This is a genomic window from Streptomyces sp. DSM 120436 (assembly GCF_055778765.1).
Window position 1 is genome coordinate 23637 of sequence record NZ_JBSKBS010000001.1, and the last position, 17645, is coordinate 41281.

The 17645-nt window shown below is 72.6% G+C and carries 15 protein-coding genes; 7 read left to right on the forward strand and 8 right to left on the reverse strand.

Annotation, left to right across the window (positions count from 1 at the left end):
• Positions 1-86 precede the first annotated feature (86 nt).
• From ACWH4W_RS00120 to ACWH4W_RS00135, 4 genes are all read left to right on the forward strand, one after another.
• Positions 87-1304 (forward strand): NAD(P)/FAD-dependent oxidoreductase, encoded by a 1218-nt coding sequence (locus tag ACWH4W_RS00120; RefSeq protein ID WP_473073814.1) that lies wholly within the window; start codon positions 87-89, stop codon positions 1302-1304.
• The gene (nirB, locus tag ACWH4W_RS00125; protein ID WP_473073815.1) at positions 1304-3904 is read left to right on the forward strand and encodes a nitrite reductase large subunit NirB; all 2601 of its coding nucleotides are present in this window, start codon (positions 1304-1306) and stop codon (positions 3902-3904) included. Before ACWH4W_RS00120 ends, nirB begins: the two co-directional genes overlap by 1 nt.
• A complete protein-coding gene (gene nirD / locus ACWH4W_RS00130; protein ID WP_473073816.1) occupies positions 3901-4254 on the forward strand; it encodes a nitrite reductase small subunit NirD in 354 nt (117 codons plus the stop codon). Before nirB ends, nirD begins: the two co-directional genes overlap by 4 nt.
• Before the next feature lie 319 nt (positions 4255-4573).
• A complete protein-coding gene (locus ACWH4W_RS00135; protein WP_473073817.1) occupies positions 4574-5002 on the forward strand; it encodes an LAETG motif-containing sortase-dependent surface protein in 429 nt (142 codons plus the stop codon).
• Positions 5003-5117: 115 nt separating this feature from the next.
• Here ACWH4W_RS00135 and ACWH4W_RS00140 read toward each other — a convergent pair whose 3' ends face one another.
• Positions 5118-5789, reverse strand: coding sequence for a hypothetical protein (locus tag ACWH4W_RS00140; RefSeq protein WP_473073818.1), 672 nt, complete (start codon positions 5787-5789; stop codon positions 5118-5120).
• Positions 5790-6100: 311 nt separating this feature from the next.
• Between ACWH4W_RS00140 and ACWH4W_RS00145 the strand changes: the two genes are divergently transcribed.
• On the forward strand, positions 6101-6511 hold the full coding sequence (locus ACWH4W_RS00145; RefSeq protein WP_473073819.1) for an excalibur calcium-binding domain-containing protein: 411 nt from the start codon (positions 6101-6103) through the stop codon (positions 6509-6511).
• Positions 6512-6667: 156 nt separating this feature from the next.
• Here ACWH4W_RS00145 and ppdK read toward each other — a convergent pair whose 3' ends face one another.
• Positions 6668-9415 carry a pyruvate, phosphate dikinase gene (ppdK, locus tag ACWH4W_RS00150; protein WP_473073820.1) on the reverse strand — a complete coding sequence of 916 codons (2748 nt, stop codon included), beginning with the start codon at positions 9413-9415 and terminating at the stop codon, positions 6668-6670.
• A 495-nt stretch (positions 9416-9910) separates the two neighbouring features.
• On the opposite strand from ppdK, the gene ACWH4W_RS00155 reads away from it, so the two are divergent.
• On the forward strand, positions 9911-11653 hold the full coding sequence (locus tag ACWH4W_RS00155; RefSeq protein WP_473073821.1) for an alkaline phosphatase family protein: 1743 nt from the start codon (positions 9911-9913) through the stop codon (positions 11651-11653).
• On the opposite strand, the gene dusB is transcribed toward ACWH4W_RS00155, so the two are convergent.
• The 3 genes from dusB to ACWH4W_RS00170 form a co-directional block, all read right to left on the reverse strand.
• Entirely contained in the window at positions 11654-12892 is a 1239-nt protein-coding gene (gene dusB / locus ACWH4W_RS00160; RefSeq protein ID WP_473073822.1) for a tRNA dihydrouridine synthase DusB, read from the reverse strand.
• 106 nt (positions 12893-12998) lie between these two features.
• Positions 12999-13721, reverse strand: a complete 723-nt coding sequence (locus ACWH4W_RS00165; RefSeq protein ID WP_473073823.1) for a hypothetical protein — start codon at positions 13719-13721, stop codon at positions 12999-13001.
• Between the two features lie 112 nt (positions 13722-13833).
• Complete coding sequence (locus tag ACWH4W_RS00170; protein WP_473073824.1) at positions 13834-14031, reverse strand: hypothetical protein; 198 nt, start codon at positions 14029-14031, stop codon at positions 13834-13836.
• Positions 14032-14203: 172 nt separating this feature from the next.
• Here ACWH4W_RS00170 and ACWH4W_RS00175 point away from each other — a divergent pair, with 172 nt between their 5' ends.
• Entirely contained in the window at positions 14204-14410 is a 207-nt protein-coding gene (locus ACWH4W_RS00175) for a hypothetical protein (protein ID WP_473073825.1), read from the forward strand.
• A 13-nt stretch (positions 14411-14423) separates the two neighbouring features.
• On the opposite strand, the gene ACWH4W_RS00180 is transcribed toward ACWH4W_RS00175, so the two are convergent.
• The 3 genes from ACWH4W_RS00180 to ACWH4W_RS00190 form a co-directional block, all read right to left on the reverse strand.
• Positions 14424-15011, reverse strand: a complete 588-nt coding sequence (locus ACWH4W_RS00180) for a TetR/AcrR family transcriptional regulator (protein ID WP_473073826.1) — start codon at positions 15009-15011, stop codon at positions 14424-14426.
• A 26-nt stretch (positions 15012-15037) separates the two neighbouring features.
• Complete coding sequence (locus ACWH4W_RS00185; protein WP_473073827.1) at positions 15038-16048, reverse strand: aldo/keto reductase; 1011 nt, start codon at positions 16046-16048, stop codon at positions 15038-15040.
• Positions 16049-16226: 178 nt separating this feature from the next.
• Complete coding sequence (locus ACWH4W_RS00190) at positions 16227-17609, reverse strand: glycine--tRNA ligase (RefSeq protein WP_473073828.1); 1383 nt, start codon at positions 17607-17609, stop codon at positions 16227-16229.
• Positions 17610-17645: the final 36 nt, after the last annotated feature.

A 17645-nucleotide genomic window follows, 5' to 3' on the forward strand; every position in this document is an offset into this window, starting at 1 on the left:
CGGCGCCCGCGCCCACTGAGGGCAGCGTTCCGCGCGGGAAACAGCGGGGATGCCACCGGGTAACACCCGCCCCGCACGCTCGGGACATGACCTCGAACGAGCGTGTGGTGGTGATCGGCTCCGGCCTCGCGGGCGTACGTCTCGCCCGGCGGCTCGGCGAGCTGGGCACGCCCGTGACGCTGATCGGCGAGGAGGAGCACCCGCCGTACAACCGGGTGCTGCTCGCCGAGGTGCTCGCCGGGCGCTACCGGCCCGAGGTGATCGCCCTGCCCGCCCCCGCGGAGCTGGTCCGCGCCCGGGTCACCGGCATCGACCGGGACCGGCGGACCGTCGTCCACGCGGACGGCTCGGAGACCGCCTACGGGCGGCTGGTGCTGGCCACCGGCTCCAACCCCGTCCTGCCGCCGCTGCGCGGCCTGTTCACGGAGGACCGCGAGCTGCCCCGGGGCGTGCACGCCTTCCGCACCCTGGACGACTGCCTGGGCCTGTCCGCCGAGGTGCGGCCGGGCGTGCGGGCGGTGGTGATCGGCGGCGGGCTGCTCGGCGTGTCCGCGGCCCGCGCGCTGGCCGTGCGCGGCGCGCGGGTGGTCCTCGCCCAGCAGTCCGAGCGGCTCATGGAGCGCCAGCTCGACCCGGCCGCCTCCGCGCTGGTCCGGCGCCATCTGACCGGGCTCGGCGTGGAGGTGCACACCGAGTGCCGGGTGCGGGACGTGCGCTGCGTCGGCGGCGCGGTCCGCTCGGTGGAGCTGGCCGACGGCTACGCCCTGGACGCCGACCTGGTGGTGCCGGCCTGCGGGGTGCGCCCGAGGGTCTCCCTCGCCCGGACCGCCGGGCTGGACGTGGCCGAGGGCGTCGTCGTGGACGACGAGCTGCGCACCTCCGACCCGTACGTCCACGCGGTCGGCGACTGCGCCCAGCACGCCGGCACCGTGTACGGGCTGGCCGCGCCGGCCCTGGAACAGGCCGACGCGCTCGCCGCGCTGCTCGCCGGGGACGCCGCCGCCCGCTACACCGGCACCCGCTCGCTCACCCGGCTCACCCTGACCGGCCCGGACAGCCCCTTCGACCTGGCCGCGTTCGGCGATACCGAGGGCCTGCCGGGCGACGACGTCGTACGGCTCGCCGACGCCACCCGCGGCACCTACCGCAAGGTCGTGGTCCGCGGCGACCGCCTGGTCGGCGGCGTGCTGGTCGGCGAACTCGGCACCGTCGGCGCCCTCGCGCGCGCCTGGGAGGGAGCGGAGCCGCTCCCGCCCGACGGCGGGCCCCCGCTCCACCTGCTCACCCACGACGGAGGCTCCTGATGCCCACGGACACCCCGACCATCGTGCTCGTCGGCCACGGCATGGTCGGCCAGCGCTTCCTGGAGGCGCTCGCCGAGCGCGGCCTGACCGCCACGCACCGCGTGGTCGTGCTGTGCGAGGAGCCGCGTCCGGCCTACGACCGCGTGCAGCTCACCTCGTACTTCTCGGGCCGGACGCCCGAGGACCTGTCGCTGACGGACCCGGCGTTCCTCGCGGACCACGGCATCGAGCTGCACGTCGGCGACCCGGCCGAGCGCGTGGACCGCGAGGCGCGCACGGTGACCGCCCGCTCCGGGCTGGTCGTCGGCTACGACGTGCTGGTGCTGGCGACCGGCTCCTACCCGTTCGTGCCGCCGGTGCCGAACAAGGACGCCGAGGGCTGCTTCGTCTACCGCACCGTCGAGGACCTGCTCGCCATCGAGGGGTACGCGCGGAGCCGGGCGAGGACGGGCGCGGTGGTCGGCGGCGGTCTGCTGGGGCTCGAGGCGGCCGGCGCACTCAAGGGCCTCGGACTCACCTCGCACATCGTGGAGTTCGCACCGCGGCTGATGCCGGCGCAGGTCGACGAGGGCGGCGGCGCGGCGCTGCTGCGCACCGTCGAGGACAGGGGACTGGCCGTCCGCACCGGCGTCGGCACCCAGGAGATCGTGGTCGACGAGACGGGCGCCGTCACCGGCATGAAGCTGTCCGACGGCTCCGAGATCGCCACCGACCTGGTGGTGTTCTCCGCCGGCGTCCGCCCCCGCGACCAGCTCGCCCGCGACTGCGGCCTGGCGGTCGGCGAGCGCGGCGGGATCGCCGTGGACGAGCAGTGCCGCACGGTCACCGACCCGCGCGTGTTCGCGGTCGGAGAGTGCGCGCTGGCCGCCGACGGCCGGGTGTACGGCCTGGTCGCACCGGGCTACGAGCAGGCGGAGACGGCCGCCGCGGCCATCGCCGGGGACGTGTCCTCCTTCACCGGCGCCGACCTGTCGACCAAGCTGAAGCTGCTCGGCGTGGACGTGGCGTCCTTCGGCGACGCGCACGGCACCGCGGAGGGCTGCCTGGACGTCGTGTACTCCGACTCCCGCGCGGGCCTGTACAAGAAGCTGGTGATCGGCCGGGACGGCACGCTGCTCGGCGGCATCCTGGTCGGCGACGCGGAGGCGTACGGCACGCTGCGGGCGTTCACCGGCTCGGTGCCGCCTCTCGCGCCGGAGACGCTGGTGCTGCCCGCCGGCGCCGGGGCCCCGGCCGCGCTCGGCCCGTCCGCGCTGCCGGACGACGCGGTGGTCTGCTCCTGCCACAACGTCACCAAGGGCGCCGTCCGCGGCGCGGTCGCCGACCACCGGTGCACCACCGTTCCCGAGGTGAAGAAGTGCACCAGGGCCGGTACGGGCTGCGGCAGTTGCGTGAAGGTGCTGGGTCAGCTCCTGGACGCCGAGCTGGAGGCGAACGGCGTCGAGGTCGACAAGGGCCTGTGCGGCTGCTTCTCCCGGACCCGCGAGGAGCTGTACGAGATCGTCCTCGCCCTGCGCATCACCTCCCACCGCGAACTGCTGGACCGGTACGGCCGCGAGGAGGCGCGCGGCGGCGACGGCTGCGAGGTGTGCAAGCCGGCCGTCGGCTCGATCGTCGCGTCCCTCGCGCCGACGATCGGCGCGAGCACCTATGTGCTGGACGGTGAGCAGGCGGCCCTCCAGGACACCAACGACCACTTCCTGGCCAACCTCCAGAGGAACGGCTCGTACTCGGTGGTGCCGCGCATCCCCGGCGGGGAGATCGCGCCGGAGAGACTGATCGTGATCGGGGAGATCGCCCGCGACTTCGGGCTCTACACGAAGATCACCGGCGGCCAGCGGATCGACATGTTCGGCGCGCGGGTCGAGCAGCTCCCCCTGATCTGGACCCGGCTGGTCGACGCCGGCTTCGAGTCGGGCCACGCCTACGGCAAGTCGCTGCGCACGGTGAAGTCCTGCGTCGGACAGACCTGGTGCCGCTACGGCGTCCAGGACTCCGTACGCATGGCGATCGACCTGGAACTGCGCTACCGGGGCCTGCGCTCCCCGCACAAGCTGAAGTCGGCGGTGTCCGGCTGCCAGCGCGAGTGCGCGGAGGCCCGGTCGAAGGACTTCGGCGTCATCGCCACCGCCCACGGCTGGAACCTCTACGTCGGCGGGAACGGCGGCGCCACCCCGCGCCACGCCGACCTGCTCGCGCAGGACCTCTCCGACGACGGGCTGGTCCGCCTGATCGACCGGTTCCTGATGTTCTACATCCGCACCGCGGACCCCCTCGAGCGCACCTCCGCCTGGCTGGAGCGCGTCCCCGGCGGCCTGGACCACGTACGGGACGTGGTGGTGCACGACTCGCTGGGCATCTGCGACGAACTGGAGGAGCTGATGGCCGCGCACGTCGCGCACTACCGCGACGAGTGGGCGGAGACCGTCGACGACCCGGAGAAGCTGGCCCGGTTCGTGTCCTTCGTGAACGCCCCGGACACCCCCGACCCGGTGGTCTCCTTCGTCCCCGAACGCGACCAGATCAAGCCCGACCTGCCCCTGCTGAACATCGGCCCGCGTCCCGCCGACGACGTCCTGGAAGGAAGCGCACAGCGATGACCCTGGCACTCGAGACGACCACCGGCCTGACCGTACGGCTCCGCCTGGCGGACGGCTGGTTCGAGGTCTGCCGCCTCGACCGGCTGGTCCCCGGCCGGGGCGTGGCCGCCCTGCTGCCCGACGGCCGGCAGGCCGCGGTGTTCACCGACCGCGCGGGCCGGCTGTACGCCATCGACAACCGCGACCCGTTCACGGGCGCGGCGGTCCTCTCCCGCGGCCTCACCGGCACCCACCGGGGCCGCCCGTTCGTCGCCTCCCCGCTCCTGAAGCAGCGCTTCGACCTGGAGACGGGCCGGTGCCTGGACGACGACACGGTCCGCGTGACGGCGTACGAGGTGGAGGCGGCCTGACGCCCGGACGGCTGTCGGCCTCCTGTCGGGTCGGGCCCGCCCCGTTCAGCGGGGCGGGCGGATGGGGTCACACCGGTTCCGTCGGCGTTCCCGGTTCCACCCGTCCGTCGACGACGTTCACCGTGGTGGCCGTCCCGCTGGAGGGGTACGGGCGGACGGACGGGCCGACCGGGCGGCCGTAGCGGAGAGCTACCCTCCGGTCACGTCACGTTCGCATCACGGGTGCTCCGTATCCCCGCCCCGTCCCCCGCGCCCCAGTAACTTCGGCAGTCTCGCACCGAGCACATGCTTTCGTCCGCACCTGGGGGGGCTCCTCATCATGATCCCGTTCCGCACCTCGGCCGCCGCGCTGCTCACCGCCGTCGCCCTGGCCGCCGTGCCGGCCACCGCCGTGGCCCACGACGGCAATCACCCGTTCGAGAACTGCACCGAGGCGTACGACAACGGGTACAAGAACATCCCCGAGGGGGACGAGCACTACGGCAAGCACCTCGACCGGGACGGCGACGGCGTCGGCTGCGACCAGCCGCCCGCGGACTTCGTGCCGCGCGACGAGAGCGACGACGACGCCGGGGCGGGCGCGGGCGCCGGGACCGACGGCGCCGAGGAGGGGAACGGCGGCGGCACCGACCTCGCCGAGACCGGCGGCAGCGACACCACCCCGTACATCGCGGCGGGCGGCGCGGCCGTCGTCCTCCTCGGCGGCGGCCTGGTGATCGCCGCCCGCAGGCGCCGCGAGGACCGCTGACACCTGCTCCCCTGAAGTGTTCACGCTTTTCGGTGAGGGTGTCGTTCATGGAGAGCGGCGACGAACGCGGTCCGTCTCCGGGCGCCGCGGGGTCACACCCCCGGCGCCCGGGGGCTCACAGCGACAGCAGCAGGGACCCCTCCTTGCCCTGCCGGCGGCGCACGTGCCCGCGCCAGCCCGCCACCGGCGCCATGAGCGTCCAGGCCGCGAGCCCGGCGACCGCCCCGCCGAGCCGTCCCTCCGGGTCCACCTCGTCCGCCCGCTCCATCGGCACCACGCCCTCCGGGTCGCGGACCACGTCGAGCCGCTCCCCCACCTGCGGACTCCACCCGCTCCCGTTGTAGGTCAGCCGCTCCTCCAGCTCCCGGCCGTCCTCGCCGCGCAGCGTGTACCGGTGGTTCTTGCCGTCCGTCCCCGCCGCGCTGTCCGCGACGATCACCACGCTCTCGCGCACACCCCGCACGTCCAGCGCCAGTTCGGGCGCGTACTGGACGGCCCCGACGAGGACGAACAGGCCGGGCGCCAGGGACAGCAGGGCGATCCAGCCCGCGCGGTGCAGCCACACCAGCAGCCCGGCGAACGTCAGACAGAGCAGCACGCCCACGACGATGGGCACGGCCACCCAGCGCAGCGCCAGGTAGGACACCCCGGCGGTGACCAGCGCGGCGGCCCATCCGCACAGCGTCACCCCCACCGTGCGCCGCACCGACCGCCACGGGGAGACGCCTTCCCCGCCCGGACTCCCGACCGCGCCGTCCGGGGTTCCGACCCCGCTGCCTCGTATCACCGGTGACACCGCTGCACCCTCCGCTCCCCCGCCGTGGCGGCGCTCGTCCGGCCCAGGACACTATCGGTTCCGCACCGGACGCTCGACGGGTGGCCGAAACCGGGCGGCGGCCACCCTCCAGACACGGGCTCTCGGCCCCCGAAGGAGTGAACGATCGCTTCCGTTCGTGGCGTTGCGCCACGACCCCGTCACATCACGTTCACATCACAGGTCGCTCGTAACCCTCTGCAGCGCCCCTGAACTGCCAGTAGCTTCATCACGCCGCACCCCGGCCATCCGCACCCGCACCACCGGACAGGGGGGCATTTATCATGCACCTGACACGTCACACCCTCATATTTCTCGCCACCCTCACCCTGGCCGCCCTCCCCGCCACCGCGTCGGCCCACGACGGGGACCACCCGTTCGCGAGCTGCCCGGAGGCGTACGACCACGGCTACGCGAGGATCTCCAGCGGGGACGACCACTACGGTCCCGAGCTGGACCCCGACGGCGACGGCATCGCCTGCGACGAACCGCCCGCCGGCTTCGTCCCGCGCGACGACACCGAGATCGACGGGGACACGACTCCCGTGGCCGACACCACCCGGGCCGCCACGAGCGACGGATCCGCCGGGCCGGACGACGACGTCACGACCTACGTGACCGTGGGCGTCGGTGCCGTGGTCCTCGCCGGAGGCACCGTGCTCCTCGCCTCCCGCCTGCGCCGCGGCCGCGGCTGACCGTCCCACCGGGCGCGTTCCGCGTACGCGTACGACGGGAGGGGCGGCGCCCCCGCACGGGTGCCGCCCCTCCTTCGTGATCCGGTGCCGTCGCCGATCGGTGAGGGTGGTCGGGTGACAGACGACGGCCCCGGGGTCCAGCGCGCCCCGGAGGGCTCAGCGGTGGTCGCTGCCCGCCGAGGTGACGGCCGCGCGGCCGGCCTCGAGACGGGCCACCGGGATGCGGAACGGGGAGCAGGAGACGTAGTCCAGTCCCACCTCGTGGAAGAAGTGCACCGACTCCGGGTCACCGCCGTGCTCGCCGCAGACGCCGAGCTTCAGGTCGGGCCGGGTGGCGCGGCCCGCCGCGGCGGCGGACTTCACCAGGGACCCCACGCCGTCCTTGTCGATCGTCTCGAACGGCGACACCCCGAAGATGCCCTTCTCCAGGTAGGCCGTGAAGAAGCTGGCCTCCACGTCGTCCCGGGAGAAGCCCCACACCGTCTGGGTGAGGTCGTTGGTGCCGAAGGAGAAGAACTCGGCGGCCTCCGCGATCTGGCCGGCGGTCAGCGCGGCGCGCGGCAGCTCGATCATCGTGCCGATCGCCAGCCTGAGCCGCGTGCCGGTGGACTCCTCGACCTCCGCGATGACCCGGTCGGCCTCCTCGCGGACGATCTCCAGCTCCTGGACCGTGCCGACCAGCGGGATCATGATCTCCGCGCGCGGGTCGCCCTTGGCGCTCCGGCGCTCGGCCGCGGCCTCCGCGATGGCCCGCACCTGCATGGTGAACAGGCCCGGGATGACCAGGCCGAGGCGGACCCCGCGCAGGCCCAGCATCGGGTTCTGCTCGTGCAGCCGGTGCACGGCCTGGAGCAGCCGCAGCTCGTTCTCGTGCGGCTCCTGCCGGGACTCGGCGAGGGCGACGCGGACCGACAGCTCGGTGATGTCGGGCAGGAACTCGTGCAGCGGCGGGTCGAGCAGGCGGATGGTGACGGGCAGCCCGTCCATCGCCTCGAACAGCTCGACGAAGTCCTGCTTCTGCAGCGGCAGCAGCGCCTTCAGCGACTCCTCGCGCTCGGTCTCGGTGTCGGCCAGGATCAGCCGTTCCACCAGCTCGCGCCGGTCGCCGAGGAACATGTGCTCGGTGCGGCACAGGCCGATGCCCTGGGCGCCGAAGCGGCGGGCGCGCAGCGCGTCCTCGGCGTTGTCGGCGTTGGCGCGCACCCGCAGCCGGCGCTTGCGGTCGGCGAAGGCCATCATCCGGTGCACGGCCTCGACGAGTTCGTCGGCGTCGTCGGCGCCCGGGTGCATCCGGCCCTCGAAGTACTCCACGACCGGCGACGGCACGACCGGGACCTCGCCCAGGTAGACCTTGCCGCTGGAGCCGTCGATGGAGACGATGTCGCCCTCCTCGACGACGTGCCCGCCGGGCACGGTCATCCGGCGGCGCTTGGTGTCGACCTCCAGCTCCTCGGCGCCGCAGACGCAGGTCTTGCCCATGCCGCGGGCGACGACGGCCGCGTGGGAGGTCTTGCCGCCGCGCGAGGTGAGGATGCCCTCGGCGGCGATCATGCCGTCCAGGTCGTCGGGGTTGGTCTCGCGGCGGATCAGGATGACCTTCTCGCCGGAGCGGGACCACTTCACGGCGGTGTAGGAGTCGAAGACCGCCTTGCCGACCGCGGCGCCCGGGGAGGCGGCGATGCCGCGTCCGACCTGCTCGACCCTGGCGTTCTCGTCGAAGCGCGGGAACATCAGCTGGGCGAGCTGGGCGCCGTTGACGCGGGTGAGCGCCTCGGCCTCGTCGATCAGGCCCTGGTCCACGAGCTGCGTGGCGATGCGGAAGGCCGCGCCCGCGGTGCGCTTGCCGACGCGGGTCTGCAGCATCCACAGCCGGCCGCGTTCGATGGTGAACTCGATGTCGCAGAGATCCTTGTAGTGGTTCTCCAGGGTCTCCATGATCTGCAGGAGCTGGTCGTAGGACTTCTTGTCGATCTGCTCCAGCTCCGCGAGCGGGATGGTGTTGCGGATGCCCGCGACGACGTCCTCGCCCTGTGCGTTCTGCAGGTAGTCGCCGTAGACGCCCTGGTGGCCGGAGGCGGGGTCGCGGGTGAAGGCGACGCCGGTGCCGGAGTCGGGGCCGAGGTTGCCGAAGACCATCGAGCAGACGTTGACGGCGGTGCCCAGGTCGTGCGGGATGCGCTCCTGGCGGCGGTAGAGCTTGGCCCTCTCGCCGTTCCAGGAGTCGAAGACGGCCTTGATGGCGAGGTCCATCTGCTCGCGCGGGTCCTGCGGGAAGTCCCGGCCGCACTCGGTCTTGACGATCTTCTTGAACCTGGTGACGAGCTTCTTGAGGTCGGCGGCCTCCAGTTCGGTGTCGACCGTGACCTTCTTGGCGGCCTTGGCCGCCTCGAGCGCGTCCTCGAACAGCTCGCCGTCCACGCCGAGGACGGTCTTGCCGAACATCTGGATCAGGCGCCGGTAGGAGTCCCACGCGAACCGGTCGTCGCCGGCCTGCTGGGCCAGGCCCCGCACGGACGCGTCGGACAGACCGATGTTGAGGACGGTGTCCATCATGCCCGGCATGGAGAACTTGGCGCCGGAACGGACCGACACGAGGAGGGGGTCGTCGGCCTGGCCGAGCTTCTTGCCCATCTTCCGCTCGAGCGCCTCGAGGTGCGCACTCACCTCGTCACGCAGTGCCGCGGGCTCCTCCCCGCTGTCCAGGTAGACCTTGCAGGCCTCCGTGGTGATGGTGAAGCCGGGTGGCACGGGGAGACCGAGGTTGGTCATCTCGGCGAGGTTGGCCCCCTTGCCGCCGAGCAGGTCCTTGAGGTCCTTGTTGCCCTCGGTGAAGTCGTAGACGAACTTCACGCTCTCAACGCTCGTGCCCGACCGAACGCCATGGTGATCTTTGTTTTCCGACACGGGTCTCGACTCCTCGAGGACGCGGTGGCTGCCCTGACGGCGAGGAATGTACCCAGATCAAAGGCGTCTGGGTACGTCCACTTGTGGGTCGTGCGCCTGTCACCGGCCGAGCGCCAGCGGATCGAAAGTCAAAGCTTGGCAAGCCGTCGGAGCCCGGTGTTTTCACTTCTTGAACGCGGAGCTCCTCCAACGACCGATCGAAATGCTCATCTGAGCATTGTGCACCACGTTTGATTTCGCCCGATGAACGATCATCGAATGGCACTGAGTGCCACCCTTTGAGAAGTGCAGCGTCCCATGATCTGCTCATCTGAGCGTAATCCCTATCAGGGGTGGTGAGAATCACGCTGCCATACGGTGCCGGGTTCCACCATGCGGACCGTCGGGATGAACGCTCGGGCCCGGCCGCCCGTACGGAAGGGAGGCGGATCCGGACCCCCACGCCGGGTCCGCCCCTCCCGCCTCACCGGTCTCGGTACGGAAGGAACCTCCGGGTTGCCCGTCTTCACTCGCGTCCTCACGCGCTTGCGCGCCCTCCGTGTTCTCCCGCGCCCGCAGGACGTCCGTCTCCTCGCGCGCCTGCGCCGCGCACGCGACGCACACCCCTCCGCCGACCGCGCCCTGCGTCTCACGGTGCACGTCCTCGCCACCGTCCTGGTGCTCGGCGCCCTGCTGATGCCGAACACCGCGCCGGGCCTGCGCCCCGACCGCTTCACCCGGATCCCCGCCGAGGCGATCGTCGGGGCGGCCTCGCTGCTCGCCCTGCCGCGCCGGCCGCGCGTGGTCCTCGCCGCGCTCTGCGGCACGGGCCTCGGCCTGCTGACCGTGCTCAACCTGCTGGACATCGGCTTCAGCGAGTACCTGGGCCGCGGCTTCAACCTGGTCCTCGACTGGGGCCTGCTGGACGACGCCCTGTCCTACGTGCGGGACTCCATGGGCGGCTTCGTCGCCACCGCCGCCGCCGTCGGCGCGGTCCTGCTCGCCGTGCTCGTGGTGGTCGTCATGGCGCTGGCCACGGTGCGGCTCGGCGACCTGCTGGCCCGGCACCGCTCCCGCGCGAGCCGGGGCGCCCTGATCGCGGGCGCCGTGTGGATCACCTGCGCCTCGCTGGGCCTGCAGATCTCGGGGCTGCCGGTCGCCTCCGACCGTGCGGCGGACACCCTGCGCGGGCAGACCCGGCGGGTGGTGGACACCCTGCGCGACGAGGCGGCCTTCGCGAAGGAGGCCCGGACGGACGCCTTCGGCGCCACCCCGCCGCGTCTGCTCCTGCCGGACCTGCGCGGCAAGGACGTCGTCATCGCGTTCATCGAGAGCTACGGCCGGGTGGCCGTCGAGGACCCGCTGATCGCGCCCGGTGTCACCCGCACCCTCGACGCCCGGGGCGCCGCGCTCACCGCGGCCGGCTACCGGGCGCGCAGCGGATGGCTGACCTCGTCGACGTACGGCGGGAGCAGCTGGCTCGGGCACTCCACGACCCTGTCCGGCCTGTGGATCGACAACCAGCAGCGGTACCGCACCGCGACCCACAGCGACCGCCTCACCCTCACCGCGGCCTTCCGGAAGTCCGGCGCGTGGGACACCGTCGGCATCATGCCGGGCGTGCAGAAGGCCTGGCCGGAGGCGAAGTGGTACGGCCTGGACACGGTGTACGACGCCTTCGGGATGGGCTACGAGGGGCCGAAGTTCAGCTGGTCCACCATGCCGGACCAGTACGCCCTGGAGGCGTTCCAGCGCCTGGAGCACGGCAGGGAGCGGGACCGGCCGCTGATGGCGGAGGTCATCCTCACCTCCAGCCACCAGCCGTGGGCGCCGGTCCCGGAGATGGTCGACTGGGAGGACCTGGGCGACGGCTCGGTCTTCGACGCGATCGAGGCGGAGGGACGGGAGGCGTCCGAGGTGATGGCCGACTCCGCGGAGTCCCGCACGGAGTACGGCCGGTCCGTGTCGTACTCGGTGACCGCCCTCACCGCGTGGCTGGAGCGCTACGGCACCGACGACACCGTGCTGGTCTTCCTCGGCGACCACCAGCCCATCGCCCGGGTCACCGGACACACCAGGAACCGGGACGTGCCGGTGACGGTCGTCGCCAAGGACCCCGAGGTGCTGGAGAAGATCGACGGCTGGAACTGGACGCCCGGCCTCCGGCCCGCCGACGACGCCCCCGTGTGGCGGATGGACGCCTTCCGCGACCGCTTCCTGACCGCCTACGGGTCGGTGCCCCGGCCCACCACGGGCTGATCAGCCGCCGGAGGTGTCCAGCTCGGCGTCCTCGCCGACGCCCGCGCAGTCGTGCGGGTCGTTCAGCCAGCCGTCCGGCAGCACCACGCGGTTGTTGCCGGACGTACGGCCGCGGGGGCCGTCGGCGCCTGCCGGCCAGGGCTGGTCCAGGTCCAGCTCGTCGAGCCCGGCCCGCAGCTCCTCCAGCGTGGAGGTGACGGCGAGCCGCCGGCGCATCTCGGAGCCGACCGCGAAGCCCTTCAGGTACCAGGCGACGTGCTTGCGGAAGTCGATCACGCCGCGCGACTCGCCCGCCCGTCCCCCACCACCGCCCTCAGCGGTGGCCCTCCGGGCCTCCCCACCTGTCCCGATCCACTCGTCGAGCAGCGTGGCGTGCCGCATCATCACGTCGGCCACCTCGCGCAGGGTGGGCCGCACGTAGGCGTCCGGGCGGCCCTCGAAGGCGGCGACCAGGTCGGCGAACAGCCACGGCCGGCCGAGGCAGCCGCGCCCGACGACCACGCCGTCGCAGCCGGTCTCGCGGACCATGCGCAGGGCGTCGTCGGCGGACCAGATGTCCCCGTTGCCGAGCACCGGGATCTCGGGGACGTGCTCCTTGAGCCGGGCGATCGCCTCCCAGTCGGCGGTGCCGCCGTAGTGCTGGGCGGCGGTGCGGCCGTGCAGCGCGATGGCGGTGACGCCCTCCTCGACGGCGATCCGGCCGGCGTCCAGGTAGGTCAGGTGGTCGTCGTCGATGCCCTTGCGCATCTTCATCGTGACCGGCAGGTCCCCGGCGCCGGCGACGGCCTCGCGCAGGATGGCGCGCAGCAGGTTCCGCTTGAAGGGGAGCGCCGAGCCGCCGCCCTTGCGGGTCACCTTGGGCACCGGGCAGCCGAAGTTGAGGTCGATGTGGTCGGCGAGGTCCTCCTCCGCGATCATGCGGACGGCCTTGCCGACGGTGGCCGGGTCGACGCCGTAGAGCTGGAGGGAGCGCGGCTGCTCGGCGGCGTCGAACCGGATGAGCTGCATGGTCTTCTCGTTGCGCTCGACCAGCGCCCGGGTGGTGATCATCTCGCTGACGAACAGCCCCTTGCCGCCGCTGAACTCCCGGCACAGGGTGCGGAAGGGCGCGTTGGTGATCCCGGCCATCGGGGCGAGCACGACGGGCGGTTGCACGGCGTGCGGGCCGATGGACAGGGGCGCGGTCACGGGCGTGCTCGGGGTCGGCGAGGGCGTGGGCATTCCCCCATTGTCCCGCATGCCGTGCGGTGCCGGGCACGCCGGCGGGTCACGGGCCCCACAGACCGGGCCCGTGTGCCCGCCTGCGCCGGCACGACGGCGGTCACAGCCCTGGAACCGTGCCGGGTCAGCGGCGCCCGCGCCGCCGGAGCCGGGGCGGCGGGATGTCCACCGGCTGGGTGGTCAGGTACCAGGAGCCACCGGCGTTCTCCGGGATGATCAGGAAGCCGGGGCGGGGCAGACGCAGCGTACGGCGCCCGTCGCCCAGGCCGGACACGCCATGGCCCCAGCCACCGGGGGTGTTGTTGGGCCATGCCGGTGGACGGCAGTCGCAGGCGGGCCAGGAGCGCAGGCACTGGCACAGGTGACGGACGTGCCGAGCGGCATCGGTCTGGAACTGGATGGTGAGCAACGTCGGGCCGCCGTTGTGGCGGAGCACCTCGTCACCGTGGCCGCGGTGTTCGGGGGCGAGCGCGGTCGCGGCCGGCAGCGGGAGGACGCGGGTCGACCAGCGGTGGTCGTTCATGCCACTGGCGGTGGTGACGCGCAGGTGCGTGGCTTCCGCAGGCAGGTGTTGACGGCCGTGGTACCCACCGATGACCGAGATCGGGTGATCGCCGGTGTCGGTCACGTCCTCGGTGCGCGTCACGGTGCCGAGGAAGAAGTCACCCCCGCCGGTGACATCGACCTCCACCAGGGCAGGACGGCCGGGCTCGGGACGGTCGATGAGCACCTCGGTCCTCCCGTCGCCGAAGCCCGTCGCCACATGGCGTTCACCGACGTCGGCGAGCGGTCGCGGACGGCTGAGGTCGGCGGTCGGCGGAAGGGCGTCGATCGGGAGGCCGGCCATCGCGCCGGGCGTCGAGGCGGACCATGGCGGCGCGGCCGTCCCGCAGTGCGGTCAGCGCGTCGGTTTCCGTGCGCGCCGCACTGGCCCGGTCGTACGCCTCCAACGCTGCCCGCTACTCCTTCAGAGCGGCCGGGGCGGCGTCTGTGCCGCCGGCTTCGAACTCCAAGGCGACCGCCTGCTCCCCGAAGGCGGTCACCGACTCCTGTACCGCTGCGGGCAGTTCCCCTGCGGCGGGTCGGCGCCCGAGCACCACCGGACAAAGCCCGCCCAGCCCGAGACCGAGCAGGAAGCTCACCGCACAGCCGATCACGCCCGGCATCCTCACACACGCCTCCAGCCGCTCACCTGCCCGGTTCCGGCCCCGGGCGAGACACCCGGGGCCGACCGCACGGACACCGCCGGCGCGACGTGGTTCCCACTCCATGCCGTCCCGAAAGCGGGGCAGAAGAATGCTGCAGCCGTCACCGGACGCCGGAGGAGTCATGCCCCAGCTCGACACCAGCAAGGTCAGCCGCTGGGACCTGCACGGCCGTGCGCACACCGTGCGTGTCCACCGCACCGGGGTGCAGCGCATCCTCAGGTGTGACACGTGCGGCTGGCGCCGGGGCGCACCGTTCCTGCCCTGGCTGAAGGCGCAGGAACACCTGGAGCGGGCGCACCAGGCGACCGTGGACCCGACCGCGGCCTGACCGGCCCGCGCGGTCAGGCGCGCAGCCCCCGCACCAGCAGGTTCACGGCCGCCTCGAAGTCGGCGTCCGCCTCCGGGGCGCCCCACTCCCCCGCGTGGACCGGGTCGTGGAAGCGGCCGGTGGCCTGGAAGACGGCGCGGGCGCTGGCCGCGGGGTCGTCGCTGTGGAAGACGCCGGCGGCCACCCCGTCGGCGACGATCCCCGTCAGCTGCCCGGTCAGCTCGTCAATGTGCTCGGCGACCGCCCCGACCTGCTCGCCGGCCAGCACGCTGTAGGTGGCGAACAGCTCGGGATCGTCGCCCGCCTTGCGGCGCTTGGCGGCGAAGAGGGCGGCGAGCCAGTCCCGCAGCCGGGACTCGGGGTCGCGGGAGCCGTCGCCGGCTATCCCGCCCAGCGCCTCGGACGTACGGTCCAGCCACCGCTTGGTGACCGCCTCGCGCAGCGCCGCCTTGGTGCGGAAGTGCCGGTAGACGCTGCCGTGGCTGACGCCGAGGGCGCGGGCCACGTCCACCACGGTGGCCTTCGCCGGGCCGTGCCGGCGCAGCACCTCCTCGGTCGCCTCCAGGATGCGCTCGGCGGTCAGGGTCTCGGTCGCTGCCATGTACTAGACCGTACCCGGCGCCGGGATCACTCCTCGGTGCCGAGGTGTGCCATCTGCGGCTCCGGGTAGCGGGCGCCCGCCGCGGCGCCGGGCGGCACCGCCCGCTCGATCGCCGCGAGGTCGTCCGCGTCGAGCGTGACGTCCAGCGCGCCCAGCGACTCCGTCAGCCGCTCCCGGGTGCGGGCGCCGACCAGCGGCACGATGTCCTCGCCGCGCGACAGCACCCAGGCGATGGCGAGCTGTGCGACCGTGACGCCCTTGCGGGCCGCGATCTCGCGCAGCGCGTCGACGAGGCCCAGGTTGTGCCGGAGGTTGTCGCCCTGGAAGCGGGGCGAGCGGGCCCGGAAGTCGTCCGCGGCGAGCTGCCGGCCGGCGGTGAAGTGGCCGGAGATCAGACCGCGCGAGAGCACCCCGTACGCCGTGACGGAGATGCCCAGTTCGCGGGTGGTGGGCAGGATCTGGTCCTCCACGGCACGGGAGATCAGCGAGTACTCGATCTGGAGGTCCGTGATCGGCGCGGTGGCGGCGGCCCGGCGGACGGCGTCGGCGCCGACCTCGCTGAGGCCGATGTGCCGTACGTGACCCTTCTCGACGAGTTCCGCGATGGCGCCGACGGTCTCCTCGATCGGCACGTGGGGATCGGCGCGGGAGATGCGGTAGACGTCGATGTGGTCGACGCCCAGGCGCTGGAGCGAGTACGCGGCGAAGTTCCGCACCGCGGCCGGGCGGCCGTCGATCGGGCCCCAGCCGCCGTCCGGGTCGCGCAGGGTGCCGAACTTGACGCTGGTGAGGGCCTGCTCGCGCAGGCCGGCGGGGGCGGTGCGCAGCGCCTCGCCGATCAGCAGCTCGTTGTGGCCCATGCCGTAGAAGTCGCCGGTGTCGAGCAGGGTGACGCCGGCGTCCAGGGCGGCGTGGATCGTGGCGATCGCCTCCGTCCGGTCCGCCGCGCCGTACAGCGCGGACATGCCCATGCAGCCGAGTCCCAGGGCGGACACCCGGGGGCCGGTCGTTCCGAGAGGTCGTGTGTGCATCGTCATGCGTCCACGATGACATGACGAATGACAGATTTCAATATCTGTCATTCCTTTATCTGTCAGTCGATGTCCGCCACCCGGCGTCCCGCGCCCCCCGGACGGCCCGGCGGCACCCCCCGGAAACGCCGAACGCCGGGCCCCGGAGATCCGGGACCCGGCGTTCGCACCGGCTGACGAGGGGTCAGCAGCCGACCAGGCGGGCGGCCAGGTAGCCCTCGATCTGGTCGAGGGAGACCCGCTCCTGCTTCATGGTGTCGCGCTCGCGCACGGTCACCGCGTTGTCGTCCAGGGTGTCGAAGTCGACGGTCACGCAGAACGGCGTGCCGATCTCGTCCTGGCGGCGGTAGCGGCGGCCGATGGCGCCGGCGTCGTCGAACTCGATGTTCCAGTTCTGCCGCAGCGCCTGGGCGAGACCCTTGGCCTTCGGGGACAGCTCCGGGTTGCGGGACAGCGGCAGCACCGCGACCTTCACCGGCGCGAGACGGTGGTCGAGCCGCAGTACGGTCCGCTTCTCCAGCTTGCCCTTGGCGTTGGGCGCCTCGTCCTCGACGTAGGCGTCGAGCAGGAAGGCGAGCATGGCCCGGCCGACACCGGCCGCCGGCTCGATGACGTACGGCGTCCAGCGCTCGCCGGCCTCCTGGTCGAAGTAGGAGAGGTCCTGGCCGGACGCCTTGGAGTGCGCGCCGAGGTCGAAGTCGGTGCGGTTGGCGACGCCCTCCAGCTCGCCCCACTCGCTGCCGCCGAACTGGAAGCGGTACTCGATGTCAGCGGTGCGCTTGGAATAGTGGGAGAGCTTCTCCTTCGGGTGCTCGTACCACCGCATGTTCTCCTCGCGCAGGCCGAGACCGGTGTACCAGTTCCAGCGCTGCTCCATCCAGTATTCCTGCCACTTCTCGTCCTCGCCCGGCTTGACGAAGAACTCCATCTCCATCTGCTCGAACTCGCGGGTCCGGAAGATGAAGTTGCCGGGCGTGATCTCGTTGCGGAAGGACTTGCCCATCTGGGCGATGCCGAACGGCGGCTTGCGGCGCGACGTGGTCTGCACCTGGGCGAAGTTGGTGAAGATGCCCTGGGCGGTCTCGGGGCGCAGGTAGGCGACGGAGCCGGAGTCCTGCGTCGGGCCGAGGTGGGTGGAGAGCAGGCCCGAGAACTGCTTGGGCTCGGTGAAGGTGCCCTTGTTGCCGCAGTTGGGGCAGTTGAGGTCGGCCAGGCCGTTCTCCGGGGCCTTCCCCTTCTTCTCCTCGTACGCCTCCTCCAGGTGGTCCGCGCGGAACCGCTTGTGGCAGGAGGTGCACTCGGTGAGCGGATCGGTGAAGGTCGCGACGTGGCCGGAGGCGACCCACACCTCGGGGGCCAGGATGACGGACGAGTCGATGCCGACCACGTCCTCACGCGACGTCACCATGTAGCGCCACCACTGGCGCTTCAGGTTCTCCTTGAGCTCGACACCCAGCGGCCCGTAGTCCCAGGCGGCCCGCTGGCCGCCGTAGATCTCACTGCAGGGGAATACGAAGCCACGGCGCTTGCTCAGGCTGACGATGGTGTCGATCTTGTCGGCGGCCACGGTGCTCTCTTCATTACGACGACGGGCGACGAAGCG